Annotated in this window: 14 protein-coding genes; 7 read left to right on the forward strand and 7 right to left on the reverse strand. The window is 54.8% G+C overall.

What is annotated here, in order from left to right; all coding sequences use genetic code 11:
- The first annotated feature begins 112 nt into the window (after positions 1-112).
- A complete protein-coding gene (sdaA, locus tag FHN83_RS26045; RefSeq protein ID WP_039030784.1) occupies positions 113-1,477 on the forward strand; it encodes an L-serine ammonia-lyase in 1,365 nt (454 codons plus the stop codon).
- A 164-nt stretch (positions 1,478-1,641) separates the two neighbouring features.
- Positions 1,642-3,234, forward strand: coding sequence for an EAL domain-containing protein (locus FHN83_RS26050; protein ID WP_039030785.1), 1,593 nt, complete (start codon positions 1,642-1,644; stop codon positions 3,232-3,234).
- On the opposite strand, the gene yoaE is transcribed toward FHN83_RS26050, so the two are convergent.
- Together yoaE and FHN83_RS29060 are read right to left on the reverse strand one after the other, a co-directional pair.
- The gene (yoaE, locus tag FHN83_RS26055) at positions 3,235-4,794 is read right to left on the reverse strand and encodes a CNNM family cation transport protein YoaE (protein WP_039030786.1); all 1,560 of its coding nucleotides are present in this window, start codon (positions 4,792-4,794) and stop codon (positions 3,235-3,237) included.
- Entirely contained in the window at positions 4,782-4,940 is a 159-nt protein-coding gene (locus tag FHN83_RS29060; protein WP_375540626.1) for a protein YoaL, read from the reverse strand. The genes yoaE and FHN83_RS29060 overlap by 13 nt, the downstream gene beginning before the upstream one ends.
- A 317-nt stretch (positions 4,941-5,257) precedes the next feature.
- On the opposite strand from FHN83_RS29060, the gene manX reads away from it, so the two are divergent.
- From manX to mntP, 5 genes are all read left to right on the forward strand, one after another.
- Positions 5,258-6,235 (forward strand): PTS mannose transporter subunit IIAB, encoded by a 978-nt coding sequence (manX, locus tag FHN83_RS26060; RefSeq protein ID WP_039030787.1) that lies wholly within the window; start codon positions 5,258-5,260, stop codon positions 6,233-6,235.
- A gap of 58 nt (positions 6,236-6,293) precedes the next feature.
- A complete protein-coding gene (locus FHN83_RS26065) occupies positions 6,294-7,091 on the forward strand; it encodes a PTS mannose/fructose/sorbose transporter subunit IIC (protein WP_039030788.1) in 798 nt (265 codons plus the stop codon).
- 12 nt (positions 7,092-7,103) lie between these two features.
- Positions 7,104-7,955: a PTS mannose transporter subunit IID gene (locus FHN83_RS26070; protein WP_039030789.1), complete on the forward strand. Its 852-nt coding sequence runs from the start codon at positions 7,104-7,106 to the stop codon at positions 7,953-7,955.
- A gap of 57 nt (positions 7,956-8,012) precedes the next feature.
- Positions 8,013-8,471: a DUF986 family protein gene (locus tag FHN83_RS26075; protein ID WP_039030790.1), complete on the forward strand. Its 459-nt coding sequence runs from the start codon at positions 8,013-8,015 to the stop codon at positions 8,469-8,471.
- A 390-nt stretch (positions 8,472-8,861) separates the two neighbouring features.
- Positions 8,862-9,425 (forward strand): manganese efflux pump MntP, encoded by a 564-nt coding sequence (mntP, locus tag FHN83_RS26080; protein WP_139565496.1) that lies wholly within the window; start codon positions 8,862-8,864, stop codon positions 9,423-9,425.
- On the opposite strand, the gene rlmA is transcribed toward mntP, so the two are convergent.
- The 5 genes from rlmA to FHN83_RS26105 all read right to left on the reverse strand — a co-directional run bounded on the left by rlmA (position 9,422) and on the right by FHN83_RS26105 (position 14,121).
- Entirely contained in the window at positions 9,422-10,237 is an 816-nt protein-coding gene (gene rlmA / locus FHN83_RS26085; protein WP_139565397.1) for a 23S rRNA (guanine(745)-N(1))-methyltransferase, read from the reverse strand. The two genes, mntP and rlmA, sit on opposite strands and share 4 nt — an antisense overlap.
- 63 nt (positions 10,238-10,300) lie before the next feature.
- Positions 10,301-12,019, reverse strand: coding sequence for a peptidoglycan glycosyltransferase FtsI (gene ftsI, locus FHN83_RS26090; RefSeq protein WP_139565398.1), 1,719 nt, complete (start codon positions 12,017-12,019; stop codon positions 10,301-10,303).
- A gap of 219 nt (positions 12,020-12,238) precedes the next feature.
- On the reverse strand, positions 12,239-12,448 hold the full coding sequence (gene cspE / locus FHN83_RS26095) for a transcription antiterminator/RNA stability regulator CspE (RefSeq protein WP_001062678.1): 210 nt from the start codon (positions 12,446-12,448) through the stop codon (positions 12,239-12,241).
- A gap of 12 nt (positions 12,449-12,460) precedes the next feature.
- Positions 12,461-12,604 carry a DUF2627 domain-containing protein gene (locus FHN83_RS26100; RefSeq protein WP_072036694.1) on the reverse strand — a complete coding sequence of 48 codons (144 nt, stop codon included), beginning with the start codon at positions 12,602-12,604 and terminating at the stop codon, positions 12,461-12,463.
- 527 nt (positions 12,605-13,131) lie between these two features.
- On the reverse strand, positions 13,132-14,121 hold the full coding sequence (locus tag FHN83_RS26105; RefSeq protein WP_139565399.1) for an MBL fold metallo-hydrolase: 990 nt from the start codon (positions 14,119-14,121) through the stop codon (positions 13,132-13,134).
- Positions 14,122-14,129: the final 8 nt, after the last annotated feature.

Genomic DNA, 14,129 nt, shown 5'->3' on the forward strand with positions numbered 1-14,129 from the left:
CCATTAGTTTAATTCATGTGAATAGTTAAGCTGACGACAGGGTTCCCTCTTACACTATGCGAAGTTATTACATCGTTACTGGAAACCCGGTAACCCTGTCAGGAGTGTTAAAGTGATTAGTATATTCGACATGTTCAAAGTGGGGATTGGTCCCTCTTCTTCCCACACTGTAGGGCCGATGAAGGCCGGTAAACAGTTCGTCGATGACCTGGTCGAAAAAGGATTACTGGATAGCGTTACCCGCGTGGCCGTCGACGTTTACGGTTCACTGTCGCTCACGGGTAAAGGCCACCACACCGATATCGCCATTATTATGGGTCTGGCCGGGAATATGCCGGACACCGTAGATATTGACGCCATTCCGGCGTTTATCCGCGACGTGGAAACGCGCGGTCGTCTGCTGCTGGCGAATGGCCGGCAGGAAGTGGATTTCCCGCAGGATGACGGCATGCGTTTTCGCAGCGACAACCTCTCGTTGCATGAAAACGGGATGCAGATCCACGCCTTCAGCGGCGAGAAAGTGGTCTACAGCAAAACCTATTACTCCATCGGCGGCGGCTTTATCGTCGACGAAGAGCATTTCGGCCAGGACGTAACGGGCGATGTGAAGGTGCCTTACCCGTTCAAATCGGCAACTGAGATGCTGAATTACTGCAAAGAGACCGGCCTGTCCCTTTCAGGCATGGTGATGCAGAACGAGCTGGCGCTGCACAGCAAGAAAGAGATTGAAGACTATTTCGCCAACGTTTGGCAGACCATGCGCGCCTGTATCGATCGCGGCATCAACACCGAAGGCGTGCTGCCGGGTCCGCTGCGCGTGCCGCGTCGCGCCTCTGCCCTGCGCCGCATGCTGGTCACAACGGACAAATACTCCAACGATCCGATGAACGTGATCGACTGGGTTAACATGTTTGCCCTGGCGGTGAACGAAGAGAACGCCGCCGGTGGCCGCGTGGTGACTGCCCCGACGAACGGCGCCTGCGGGATCGTTCCGGCGGTGCTGGCCTACTACGATCACTTTATCGAATCGGTGAGCCCGGATATTTATATTCGCTACTTCCTCGCCGCGGGCGCGGTCGGTGCGCTGTATAAGATGAACGCCTCTATTTCCGGCGCTGAAGTCGGCTGTCAGGGTGAAGTCGGCGTGGCATGTTCCATGGCGGCGGCCGGTCTGGCTGAGCTGCTGGGCGCCAGCCCGGAGCAGGTTTGTGTGGCCGCAGAGATCGGCATGGAACACAACCTCGGTCTGACCTGCGACCCGGTCGCTGGCCAGGTTCAGGTGCCGTGCATCGAGCGTAACGCCATTGCCTCGGTGAAAGCGATTAACGCCTCACGCATGGCGATGCGCCGCACCAGCGAACCGCGCGTCTCGCTGGATAAGGTCATCGAAACCATGTACGAAACCGGTAAAGACATGAACGCCAAATACCGCGAAACCTCCCGCGGCGGCCTGGCCATTAAGGTGCAGTGCGACTAAGCCTCTGAAAGCGCTTCTGCGACTTTCGTCTCTCATGCTTTTTTCGCCCATCTGATACGGATGGGCGAATTTTATCGACTTTTCTCGTTACCTGAAATAATGCCTACTACAATAGCCAGGTTGCCACGGGCACTCACGCCAGTGGCTCTTCGGGTGGCCGTGGCATGCAAACAGCTCACAGGATAATTAAAAATTATCGCCGCAAACGGATAATCGTCTGCCTTGTGCTGTCACTTTCTACCGTCGTTTGCACGCTCATTATTGGCTTTATTTCACAGCGCAATGTAAACCATCAATCCACCGTTGCCTTTGTCTCCCACGCTGTCGACACCCTAGACAAGATCCTCCAGCCGCTGGAAACCGGGCGCGACGTGGTGCAACCGCTGATTGGCCTGCCCTGCGTGGAGGTCAATTTTTTACTGCGCAAACAGGCCGCCACTCTGCAAACCGTCCGCTCGATCGGCCTGATTAAGGACGGCGTGCTTTACTGCTCAAGCATGTTCGGCAATCGCGATCTTCCCATCAGCCAGTTCCAGCCCCAGCTCCCCTCTTCGCAGCCTTTACTGCTGCTTACCGCCGATCAGCCTTTTTTGCAGGGTAATCCGGTGCTGATCCAGTGGTATCCGCTGCCCGGCAAAAGTGAAGACGGGGTGATTGAGATTGTGAATATCGAGCTTATCGCCAGGCTGCTGCTGGAGCCCCAGATGCCGATTATCAGCGACGTTAATCTTACCGTGGGCGATAAGCATCTGAATCATGAGCGCCAGCTCACGGATTCGCTGGTATTCGGCGATGACGACAACATCTACCAGCAGGCCTCAACTAACTTTCCTTTCACCATCACCGTTAACGGCCCGGGGCTCACCGCGCTGGCGCTGAAAACGCTGCCGTCACAGCTGCCGCTGGCGGTGATCTTCAGCATGCTGGTGGGGTATATCGCCTGGCTTGCCACCGCCAGTCGCATGAGCTTTACCCGGGAGATCAACTTTGGTCTGGCGTCCGGTGAGTTTGAGCTTTTCTGCCAGCCGCTGATCGATGCGAAAAAACAGGATTGCATCGGCGTGGAAATTCTTCTGCGCTGGAACAATCCGCGCCAGGGGTGGATCGCCCCGGATATCTTTATCCCGCTGGCGGAGGAGCATAACCTGATTGTGCCCCTCACCCGCTACGTGCTCATCGAAACCGTCCGGCATCTGGCGATGTTCCCTACCGCACCGGGCTTTCATATTGGGATCAACGTGGCCGCCAGCCATTTTCGCGGCGGCGAGCTCCTTCACGACCTGAACCGCGTCTGGTTCAGCGCCGAGCCCGCGCAGCAGCTGGTCATTGAATTAACCGAGCGCGATACGCTGATGGAGATGGATTTCAACATGGTGGAGGAGCTGCATCAGAAAGGGGTGAAACTGGCGATTGACGATTTTGGTACCGGCAGCAGTTCGCTCTCGTGGCTGGAGAAGCTCAATCCCGAGGTGCTGAAAATTGATAAATCCTTTACGGCCGCCATCGGCACTGACGCCGTCAACTCGACGGTGACGGACATTATTATTGCCCTGGCTCAGCGTCTGGATATTGAACTGGTGGCTGAAGGGGTGGAAACCAGCGATCAGGCGAGTCATCTGCGCCTGCACGGCGTGAATATACTGCAGGGGTTCTTGTACGCGCGGCCCATGCCGCTGCGGGATTTCCCGCAATGGCTGGCGGAGAGTTCACCTCCGCCAGCCTCTCACAACGGCGATATGATGCCGTCGATATCCTGATTACTCTTCTTCGTCGTGGGCGGACTGCTCTTTAACAATGCGCACCAGGTCAACGCGGTAATCATTGGCGGTCACGATCGTTATCTTCAGCGGCGGTAATTCCAGTACATCACCCATACGCGGGATCTGACCGTTTACAGCAATCACCAGGCCGGCAACCGTCGCGATATCTTCATCATGGTTGGTGAGGTGTTCCAGCCCCAGGGTATGCTGCAGCGCGTGCAGATCCGTGGTCCCTTTCACCAGCCAGCCATCGTTATCGTTGATGATTTCCGGCGTTTCGTCGGCATCCGGGAACTCACCGGCGATGGCTTCCAGCACGTCAAGCGGGGTTACGAGACCCTGCACCACGCCAAACTCGTTGGTGACGATAACAAAGCTGCCGCGGGCACGGCGCAGCACGCCAAGCAGGTTGATCGGGTCGAGCGTTTCCGGTACCACGATAGCAGGCGACGCGGCGGCAATGGCTTCAACGTTTGCACCCTCTTCCAGCGCCACCAGCATCTCCTTCGCACGCACCACGCCGATAATCTCATCCAGTTCACCGCGACACACCGGGAACAGGCTGTGCGGGGAGGAGAGCAGCTGCTGGCGAATTTCCGACACGCTCAGGCTGGCATCAACCCAGCTGATTTCACCGCGCGGAGTCATAATGCCGCGCAGGGAGCGCGAGGCCAGCGACAGCACGCCGTTGATCATATAGCGCTCTTCTTCAACGAAGGCACCTTCCGGCACCGGCACAGGGACATGGTTTTCGCTGTCCTGCTGCGCTTTGGCTTCGCGGCGGCCACCCATCAGACGCAGAATCGCATCAGCGGTACGGGCACGCAGTGGCTGGTTCGACTGCTGGCGAATAAAGTTGCGACGGGCAATCTGGTTAAACATCTCTATAATGATGGAGAAACCAATTGCGGCGTACAGATAGCCTTTCGGAATATGGAAGCCGAAACCTTCTGCAACCAGGCTCAGACCGATCATCAACAGGAAGCTCAGACAGAGCACCACGACGGTCGGATGCTGGTTGACGAATCGAGTCAATGGTTTCGAGGCGAGCAGCATCACCGCCATCGCAATGATCACAGCAGCCATCATCACCGGCAGGTGGTTAACCATACCGACGGCGGTAATCACCGCGTCGAGGGAGAAGACGGCGTCCAGCACCACGATTTGCAGTACCACCACCCAGAAGCTGGCGTAGCCTTTGCCGTGTCCATCATCATGCTGGCGGTTTTCCAGCCGTTCATGGAGTTCGGTTGTGGCCTTGAACAACAGGAATATACCCCCCAGCAGCATGATCAGGTCACGCCCTGAGAAGGTGAAGTCGAAAGCGGTGAACAGAGGTTGCGTAAGCGTAACCATCCACGAGATCACCGACAGCAGCGCAAGACGCATAATCAGCGCCAGCGACAGACCGATTAAACGTGCTTTATCACGTTGTTTAGGCGGAAGTTTATCCGCAAGGATAGCGATAAACACCAGGTTATCGATGCCGAGAACGATCTCAAGCACCACCAGCGTGAGCAATCCTACCCAGATTTGCGGGTCCATTAAGAATTCCATGACAAGCTCCTGCTAAAGGAATGGCAAAACGGCGCCGCGAAAGATGCGGGCGAAGCGGTAAAAGACGTAAACAGTGAGTGGCGCGAATCGCCGATTAAGCTGGCCAGAGCTGGCCGGGTGTGTGACTGGCGTCGGTGACGGTCCATACAGTGGGCTGCTGCCCAATACTCCTGACAATTAAACGGATGGTAAACATATCAGAGACCTGTGCTTTTTGGCAAAGATTTACTTTCCTTTGCAAACAGATGTTTCAGGGCTTTTTTTGATCACAGAAATATCTCATCTGCTTAGGCTAAATTACGGATCTTCATCACATAAATTATTTTTTCGATGTCTAAAATAAATCGCGTAAGAATTAGTTAATTGAACTCTAACCCTTATCTGAATCGATTCGTTCTTTCGAAGATGATCTCTAATGCTCTTCTCACCCGGGGGCGTTAACGATAATAAAAGGAGGTAGCAAGTGACTATTGCTATTGTTATAGGCACACATGGTTGGGCTGCAGAGCAGTTACTTAAAACCGCAGAAATGCTTTTAGGCGAACAGGAAAACGTCGGCTGGATCGATTTCGTTCCCGGTGAAAACGCCGAGACACTGATAGAGAAGTATACCGCTCAGCTGGCAAAGCTGGACACCAGCAGCGGCGTGCTGTTCCTTGTTGACACATGGGGCGGCAGTCCGTTCAACGCCGCAAGCCGCATTGTGGTTGATAAAGAGCTGCATGAAGTCGTGGCCGGGGTCAACATCCCGATGCTGGTTGAGACGCTGATGGCCCGTGACGACAACCCGAGCTTTGACGAGCTGGTTGCGCTGGCCGTCGAAACCGGTCGCGAAGGCGTGAAAGCGCTGAAAGCGAAACCGGTTGAAAAAGCCGCTCCTGTCGCTGCCGCCGCCCCTGCTGCCGTCGCGAAAACCGCCACCCCGCTTAAGCCAATGGGCCCCAATGATTATATGCAGATTGGCCTCGCGCGTATCGACGACCGTTTGATCCATGGTCAGGTCGCCACCCGCTGGACCAAAGAGACCAACGTGCAGCGCATCATTGTCGTCAGCGATGAAGTCGCCGCCGATACGGTTCGCAAAACCCTCCTTACTCAGGTCGCTCCGCCGGGCGTAACCGCCCACGTGGTGGACGTCGCCAAAATGATCCGCGTTTACAACAACCCGAAATATGCGGGTGAGCGCGTGATGCTGCTGTTTACCAACCCAACCGACGTCGAACGTATTGTTGAAGAAGGGGTGAAGATCACCTCCGTTAACATCGGTGGTATGGCTTACCGTCAGGGCAAAACGCAGGTGAACAATGCCGTGTCGGTGGACGAGAAAGACATTGAAGCGTTCAAAAAACTCAACGATCGCGGGATTGAGCTTGAAGTGCGTAAAGTCTCTACCGACCAGAAACTGAAAATGATGGATCTGATCAGCAAAGTGGCGAAATAAGCCGGAGCTGGTTGACAAATTTCACACTTAAGTCTGTTTAAGCTATAGGAGAAGTACAATGGAGATTACCACTCTTCAGATTGTGCTGGTGTTCATCGTCGCGTGTATAGCGGGTATGGAATCCGTACTAGATGAATTTCAGTTTCACCGTCCGCTGGTCGCCTGTACGTTAATCGGCGCCGTTCTCGGCGATATGAAAACCGGTATCATCATCGGTGGTACCCTGGAAATGATCGCCCTCGGCTGGATGAACATCGGTGCGGCTGTAGCGCCCGATGCGGCTCTCGCCTCCATCATCTCTACCGTGCTGGTTATCGCCGGCCACCAGAACATCGGTGCCGGTATTGCGCTGGCTATCCCACTGGCAGCAGCAGGCCAGGTACTGACCATCATCGTGCGTACTATCACCGTCGCGTTCCAGCATGCGGCAGATAAGGCGGCGGAAAATGGCAACCTGACGGCACTGTCTTGGATCCACGTTTCGTCCCTGTTCCTGCAGGCCATGCGTATCGCTATCCCGGCGGTCATCGTGGCAATCTCCGTCGGCACCAGCGAAGTTCAGGGCATGCTGAATGCCATTCCTGAAGTGGTCACCAGCGGTCTGAACATTGCAGGCGGCATGATCGTGGTCGTTGGTTATGCGATGGTCATCAACATGATGCGCGCAGGCTACCTGATGCCGTTCTTCTACCTCGGCTTTGTTACTGCGGCCTTCACCAACTTCAACCTGGTAGCACTGGGCGTGATTGGTGCAGTAATGGCTATCCTCTACATCCAGCTCAGCCCGAAATATAACCGCGTAGCCGGTACAGCGCAGGTTGCTGGTAATAACGATCTCGATAACGAACTGGACTAGCAGGTGAGCGAAATGGTTGATATGACTAAAACTACCCCTCAGAAAAAACTGACTCCGGGTGATATTCGTGGCGTGTTCATCCGTTCAAACCTGTTCCAGGGTTCATGGAACTTCGAACGTATGCAGGCGCTGGGCTTCTGCTTCTCCATGGTACCGGCAATCAAACGTCTGTATCCGGAGAATAACGAAGCGCGTCGTCAGGCGATTAAGCGTCACCTGGAATTCTTCAACACCCATCCTTACGTTGCGGCGCCGGTTCTGGGCGTAACGCTTGCGATGGAAGAGCAGCGTGCCAACGGCGCAGAGATTGACGATGGTGCCATCAACGGTATCAAAGTGGGTCTGATGGGGCCGCTGGCAGGCGTGGGTGACCCCATCTTCTGGGGTACCGTGCGTCCGGTCTTCGCCGCACTTGGTGCCGGTATCGCCATGAGCGGTAGCCTGCTCGGGCCTCTGCTGTTCTTTATCCTGTTCAACGTGGTGCGCCTGGCCACCCGCTACTACGGCGTGGCGTACGGCTACCGTAAGGGCGTGGATATCGTTCAGGATATGGGCGGCGGCTTCCTGCAGAAACTGACTGAGGGGGCGTCAATCCTCGGCCTGTTTGTCATGGGGGCGCTGGTGAACAAGTGGACGCACGTGAATATCCCGCTGGTGGTGTCAACCATCACCGGCCAGGATGGCCAGACCCGTGTGACCACCGTGCAAACCATCCTTGACCAGCTGATGCCGGGCCTGGTGCCGCTGCTGCTGACCTTCGCCTGTATGTGGCTGCTGCGTAAGAAAGTGAATGCGCTGTGGATCATCGTCGGCTTCTTCGTTATCGGTATCGTTGGTTACGCGATCGGTCTGCTGGGTCTGTAAGTTTTAACTGAATACACCGGGGGCATGAAGGCCCCCGTTTTTTTATCCGGAGGATGAATGACGGTCACGGACATCGTACTGGTTGTTTTTATTGTTGCCCTTCTGGCGTATGCCATCTACGACGAATTGATCATGCCCCGCCGCAACGGCGCGACGCTGCTCTCAATCCCCCTTCTGCGCCGTGGTCGCGTTGACGGCATCATCTTTACCGGCCTGCTGATGATCCTTATTTATAACAACGTGATGAGTCAGGGAGCATTACTGACCACATGGTTATTATGTGCCCTGGCATTAATGGGGTTTTATCTCTTCTGGATCCGGGCCCCGAAAATAATCTTCAAATCCACTGGATTCTTTTTCGCCAACGTCTGGATAGAATATAACCGCATTAAAGAGATGAATTTATCGGAAGATGGCGTGCTGGTAATGCAATTAGAGCAGCGACGCCTGCTTATCCGGGTACGGAATATTGACGATCTGGAGAAGATATACAGATTACTTGTTAAAACTCAATGAGATATAATAATAGCACTGGCTATATCTGGACAAATATTTAGCAATGCCATATAGCCATGGCTATATTATTTCACGAAATTCACGCCTTATTATTAACGTTATTTTCACAACAAAATCTAAATGAAAATCGTTATCAATAAGTAAACTGAATAATACATTCCTGTTGTTGTTTTATATTCTCAAAATATGTTAAGGTTGCGCCCGTCGTTGGGGAGTAGCCGATTTCCGGTTTGCCGGAAATGTACGTGTCAACATACTCGTTGCAAAACGTGGCACGTACGGATTGTTTCTGCACTGAGCAGAAGGGTCAGGCGAGACCATAGATGCATCTACTGCTGTTTACTGGGGGCAGTGATGTGTCATATGGATATTCCCGGTCTGGACGCATTTATGAACCTCTCTGCAACACTTCTTCTGGCCTTTGGCATGTCGATGGACGCGTTTGCCGCTTCCATGGGTAAAGGCGCTACGCTGCATAAACCTAAGTTCTCTGAAGCCCTGCGTACCGGTCTTATCTTTGGTGCTATCGAAACCCTGACTCCGCTGATTGGCTGGGGACTGGGGATGCTCGCCAGCCAGTTCGTGCTGGAGTGGAACCACTGGATCGCCTTTATCCTGCTGACCTTCCTCGGCGGACGTATGGTTATCGAAGGCATTCGTAATGATGTCGATGCAGAAGAGCCCATCCACCGTCACGGCTTCTGGCTGCTGGTGACCACGGCAATCGCCACCAGTCTGGATGCGATGGCCGTCGGCGTGGGTCTGGCGTTCCTGCAGGTGAACATTATTGCCACCGCGCTGGCGATTGGCTGCGCGACCTTTATTATGTCCACCCTCGGGATGATGATTGGCCGGTTTATCGGCCCGCTGTTAGGCAAACGCGCCGAGATCCTCGGCGGTATCGTGTTGATCGGTATTGGCGCACAGATTATGTGGAGCCACTTCGCCGGTTAACCGACGCGCTGCCAGCAGTGGAGACTGAAATCTGTCTGGCAGCTGAAATGTTCCTGTTTTGCCAGGGCTTCCCACACCTCCGGTTTTGCCCGCCACGCGAAAGGCGTCATCTGTAACAACGCCACCGCCTCTTCTCCGCTCAACGACATGCCATAGCCCAGCGACTGCTCTTCTCTGAGCGCAAAGCCTGCCAGCTGCTCCGAATGCGGCGCATGCAGCAGAACCTCGTCGTAAATCAGCCCTTTCAGCTCAATCAGATGGCGCGGCCCAGGCGTCACGGTGATTACCCAGCCGCCCTCTTTCACCACCCGCGCCAGCTCTTCACCTTTGCAGGGAGCGTAAATGCGAACGACCGCATCCATGCTGTTCTCTTCAAACGGCAGACGGTGACTGGATGCCACGCAGAAAGTCACCTGCGAGTAGCGTTTTGCCGCGGCGCGGATAGCGGATTTCGAGACGTCCAGACCAAAGGTCGTTGCGCCCTTCTCCTGCGCGGTTTGTGCAAAAGCCGCCGTGTAATAGCCTTCGCCGCAGCCAATATCAAGTATCGACGTCGCGCCATCGGGCAATAACGCCGCCAGCTTTGCGGCGACCGCGTCGCGCAGGGACTGATAGTGGCCGGCATCAAGAAAGGCTCTGCGCGCCTGCATCATCTCAGCGCTGTCGCCCGGATCGCGCGACCGCTTATGCTGCACCGGCAGCAGATTGACGTAGCCCTCTTTCGCCATATCGAACCGGTGCCCCTGCGGGCAGGCGTAACTTTTATCCGTTTGCGCCAGCGGCGCGTGGCAAAGAGGACAGCAGAAGGTCATGGTAACTCCGGGCAATCATAAAGGGCGAAAGTGTACCGCTAATCGCCCCGCTATAAAACGGCCTTAACGCATTACGATTAGATGGCTTGAGTCGGCCGGGAGTCCATCCGGCTTGATGTTTTCGATGCGCAGCACGTCGCCCATGATCTGGCTGAATACAGGCGCCGAGACCGCCCCGCCGTAATAGGCCCCGTTTTGCGGATCGTTAATCACTACCGCCAGGGCAAAGACAGGCTTGCTGGCCGGCGCGACGCCCGCAGTATAAGCCACGTATTTGTCGACATAGTTGCCGGCATCATCGATTTTCTTCGCGGTACCGGTTTTCACCGCCACCCGGTAATCACGCACTGCCGCTTTGATCCCGCCCCCGCCCGGCAGGGCCACACTCTCCATCATATGTTCCACCTCCTGCACAATCGACGCAGGCATGACCTGGGTGCCGACAACCGGCGGATCGATGCGGGTGATAGATAGCGGACGCTCCAGGCCGTAGCTGCCGATGGTGGCGTAGACGCGCGCCAGCTGCAACGGGGTGACCATCAGTCCGTAACCAAACGCAAAGGTGGCGCGATCGAGCTGGCTCCAGAATTTACGCACTGGCAGCAGGCCGCTGCTCTCCCCCGTTAAACCCAGACCGGTGGAGCGGCCGAAGCCAAACCCGTGGTAGGTGTCCAGCAGGCGTTGGATCGGCATCGCCAGCGAGAGGCGTGATACGCCCGTGTCGCTCGATTTTTGCAAAATGCCGGTCAGCGTCAGCTCCGGGTAGTAACCGACGTCGCGGATACGGTGTCCGGCCAGGGTGTAGGGATGCGTATCAATAACGCTGTCCGGCTGCACCAGCCCCTGCTGAAGGGCGGTCATCAGCACCAGCGGCTTGACGGTTGAGCCCGGTTCAAAGGTGTCGCTGATGGCGCGATTGCGAAAATCGTTCAGCGTGGCGCCTTCACGGTTATTGGGGTTGAAATCCGGGAAGCTGGCCATCGCCAGGATCTCGCCGGTCTGAACGTTGATCAGCACCGCCGCCCCTGACTCCGCTTTATTCCAGGCCACGGCGTTGTCCAGGGCATCTTCCGTGATGGTCTGCAGTCGCTCGTCAATGCTTAACTGGATATTGTGCGCCTGAACCGGCGGGACTTCGGTGATGTTTTCGATCACACGCCCGAAGCGATCTTCGCGCACGCGACGCAGGCCGGGTTTACCGGTGAGCTGGGCATTAAAGCTTTTTTCGATGCCCTCTATGCCTTGCCCGTCGATGTTAGTGAAGCCGATAAGGTTGGCTGCCACGTGCCCGGCCGGGTAAAAACGCCGGGACTCATCGCGCAGGCTGATCCCCGGTAGCCGCAACTTTTCGATCCACTTAGCCTGAGAGGGGTCGACCTGGCGGGCGAGATAGATAAACCGGCCGTGCGGATTGCCATTGATACGCGCCGCCAGCGTGGGGAGCGACAGATGCAGCGCACTGGCTAGCGCCTGCCAGCGATCGTCATACCCGACGCCCCCTTTTGCCAGCACCGTTTTGGGATCGGCCCACACCGCCTGCACCGGCACGCTCACGGCCAGCGGCCGCCCTTCCCTGTCCATTATCATTCCCCGGGGGGCGTTAATCGCCACTTCCCGTAGCGAGCGCATGTCCTCCTGCTTAACCAGCGGGTCGGGCTTGACGATCTGCAGCCAGGCGACGCGGCCCAGAAGAAAGAGCAGACTACCAAGAATGACCATGCAGAGAAGAGCAAAACGTAACGGAGTGAAGTTTGCTGCGGGGTTGACGGGTTTCTTTTTCACCAGGGCTCCAGGGGTTGGTAACAACGCCCTGATTTAACGGCAAATATGAGCTGGAGGGGTGAAAACAATGCTAATACTCTCGCAGCTTTGAAACAAACTGCTAACAGAGACGCATGTGGTAACACTTTGAAAAACATGCATTAAAAAGCCCCGCATACGCGAGGCTTTATATCTCTGCAACTGAAACGTCGGAACGCTTCAGATCAGGCAGGGGTTCGATCAGATAGCGGTTACGTTAACAGCAGCCGGACCTTTCTGGCCGTCCTGAATTTCGAACTCAACGTTCTGGCCTTCAGCCAGAGTTTTGAAGCCGTTACCCTGGATTGCAGAGAAATGTACGAATACATCTTTGCTGCCGTCAGCAGGAGTAATGAAACCAAAACCTTTAGACTCGTTGAACCACTTAACTTGACCTTTAATCTTTGCCATTTGCAAAATTCCTTAGAATGATTTCTTCGCCCGCGGGCATTCACTAGATAAAACTGAGACATTACTGCATGAGGCACTAATATAAGGTTCGGCAGAGAAGCGGTATTCAACGACAACGTGTTTACTCAGGACTTCTATACTGAAAATGCCACACATAAACAGAACTGTACCTCGTTTGACCCAAACCGTGTTATCACACACAACTTAAATAATGGCAAGCCATTTTTAAACGTGTCTCGATCAGCCGCACAAATTCAGGGACTGATTTGCCACAATCTGCACAGTAATCCACTTATGTGTATAGCTGGCCCGTATGTTGCTCGATCAGTGACCGTCAGGGTAGACGCTGTTATCAAAGACTTTTTTACCTTAGACCAAAAACTTCGTATCGTCCAGCAAGCAAGGCGGATTTCCTGCAACATCTATTTCCATTAGAACATTTGGTAAAAACTTATGCTGATTTGATCGCAACGGCAGGCATTTGTTTATCAGTAAAAAAACAGACTATATCGCTTCGCTTGTTTAAGTTATATACACCCTGACCCTGAAAGTCGCCATGCACCAAAATAATGATATTTTTATGAACCTGCTTCAAAAAAAGGCAATCAAAACGTTTCGATTAAAATAAAATATGACCCGCGTCGGTTTAATACAGAATAAGTACTAAGCGAACGCATAATAGTTTATAAGGATAAATATTGACCAATACGAAGAGGCTGAAAGTTATCGCCGGGTAAAGATATATTCTTAAGTGCCTGAGCCAACTCTTTTACAGGCTCATCCAGGGATTCATCTGCCAGTTCAAATACGCCCCAGTGGATCGGGATCGCCCGCGGCATGCCCAACTGCTGCCAGAGCGCCACCGCCGACTGCGGATCCATATGATGCACCGACATGAACCAACGTGGCGCGTACGCCCCTACAGGTATGGCAACGGTATCCAGTTTTCCCAGCCGTTCGGGGATGGTCAGGAGCTCAGGGGTATATCCGGTATCGCCGCTGAACCAGAAGCGCTGGTTTTGTCCTTCAAAGACCCAGCCGCACCATAACGAGCGATTACGATCCCAGAGGCTACGCATGCTCCAGTGCTGCGCGGGAACCGCCGTAAACACCACCCCTTCGAAAACGTAGCTTTGCCACCAGTCCAGCTCAATAACCTGTTTCGCCCCCCGACGGCGACACCAGGCGCCCAGTCCTAAGGGCACAAAAAAAGTGAGCTGCGGGAAGCGTCGCAAAAGCTGGCGCACCGTTGCGGAGTCGAGATGATCAAAATGATTATGGGAAATGACGACGGCATCGAGTGACGGTAGCGTCGCGACGCTCGTTACCGGAGGCGTTTTTCGTGTCGGCCCGGCAAAGGATACCGGCGAGGCGCGCCGGGAAAAGACCGGATCGGTAAGGATGTACTTTCCGCTCAGGCGTAACAGCAGGCTGGCGTGTCCCAGCCACCAGGCACCGTCTTCTTCGAGGGTATTCAAGGTGACAGGCTGCCACCACTGGCGGATAAAGGCGTCGTAGCCTTCTGCTGGGGGTTTTGGCAATCCGGCAGCTTTGCGCTCTTTGCGCCAGCGTTCAACGTCGCCGGGTTGATGACCAGAGTCATTCGTATTGCGAAAGCCCTGCGGGGTATGATGCGCGAGGGAGGCGTTATACCAGGGATTACTCCAGGCCACACACACCT

Origin of the sequence: Leclercia adecarboxylata (assembly GCF_006171285.1) — a bacterium.
Taxonomy (GTDB): domain Bacteria; phylum Pseudomonadota; class Gammaproteobacteria; order Enterobacterales; family Enterobacteriaceae; genus Enterobacter; species Enterobacter barmai.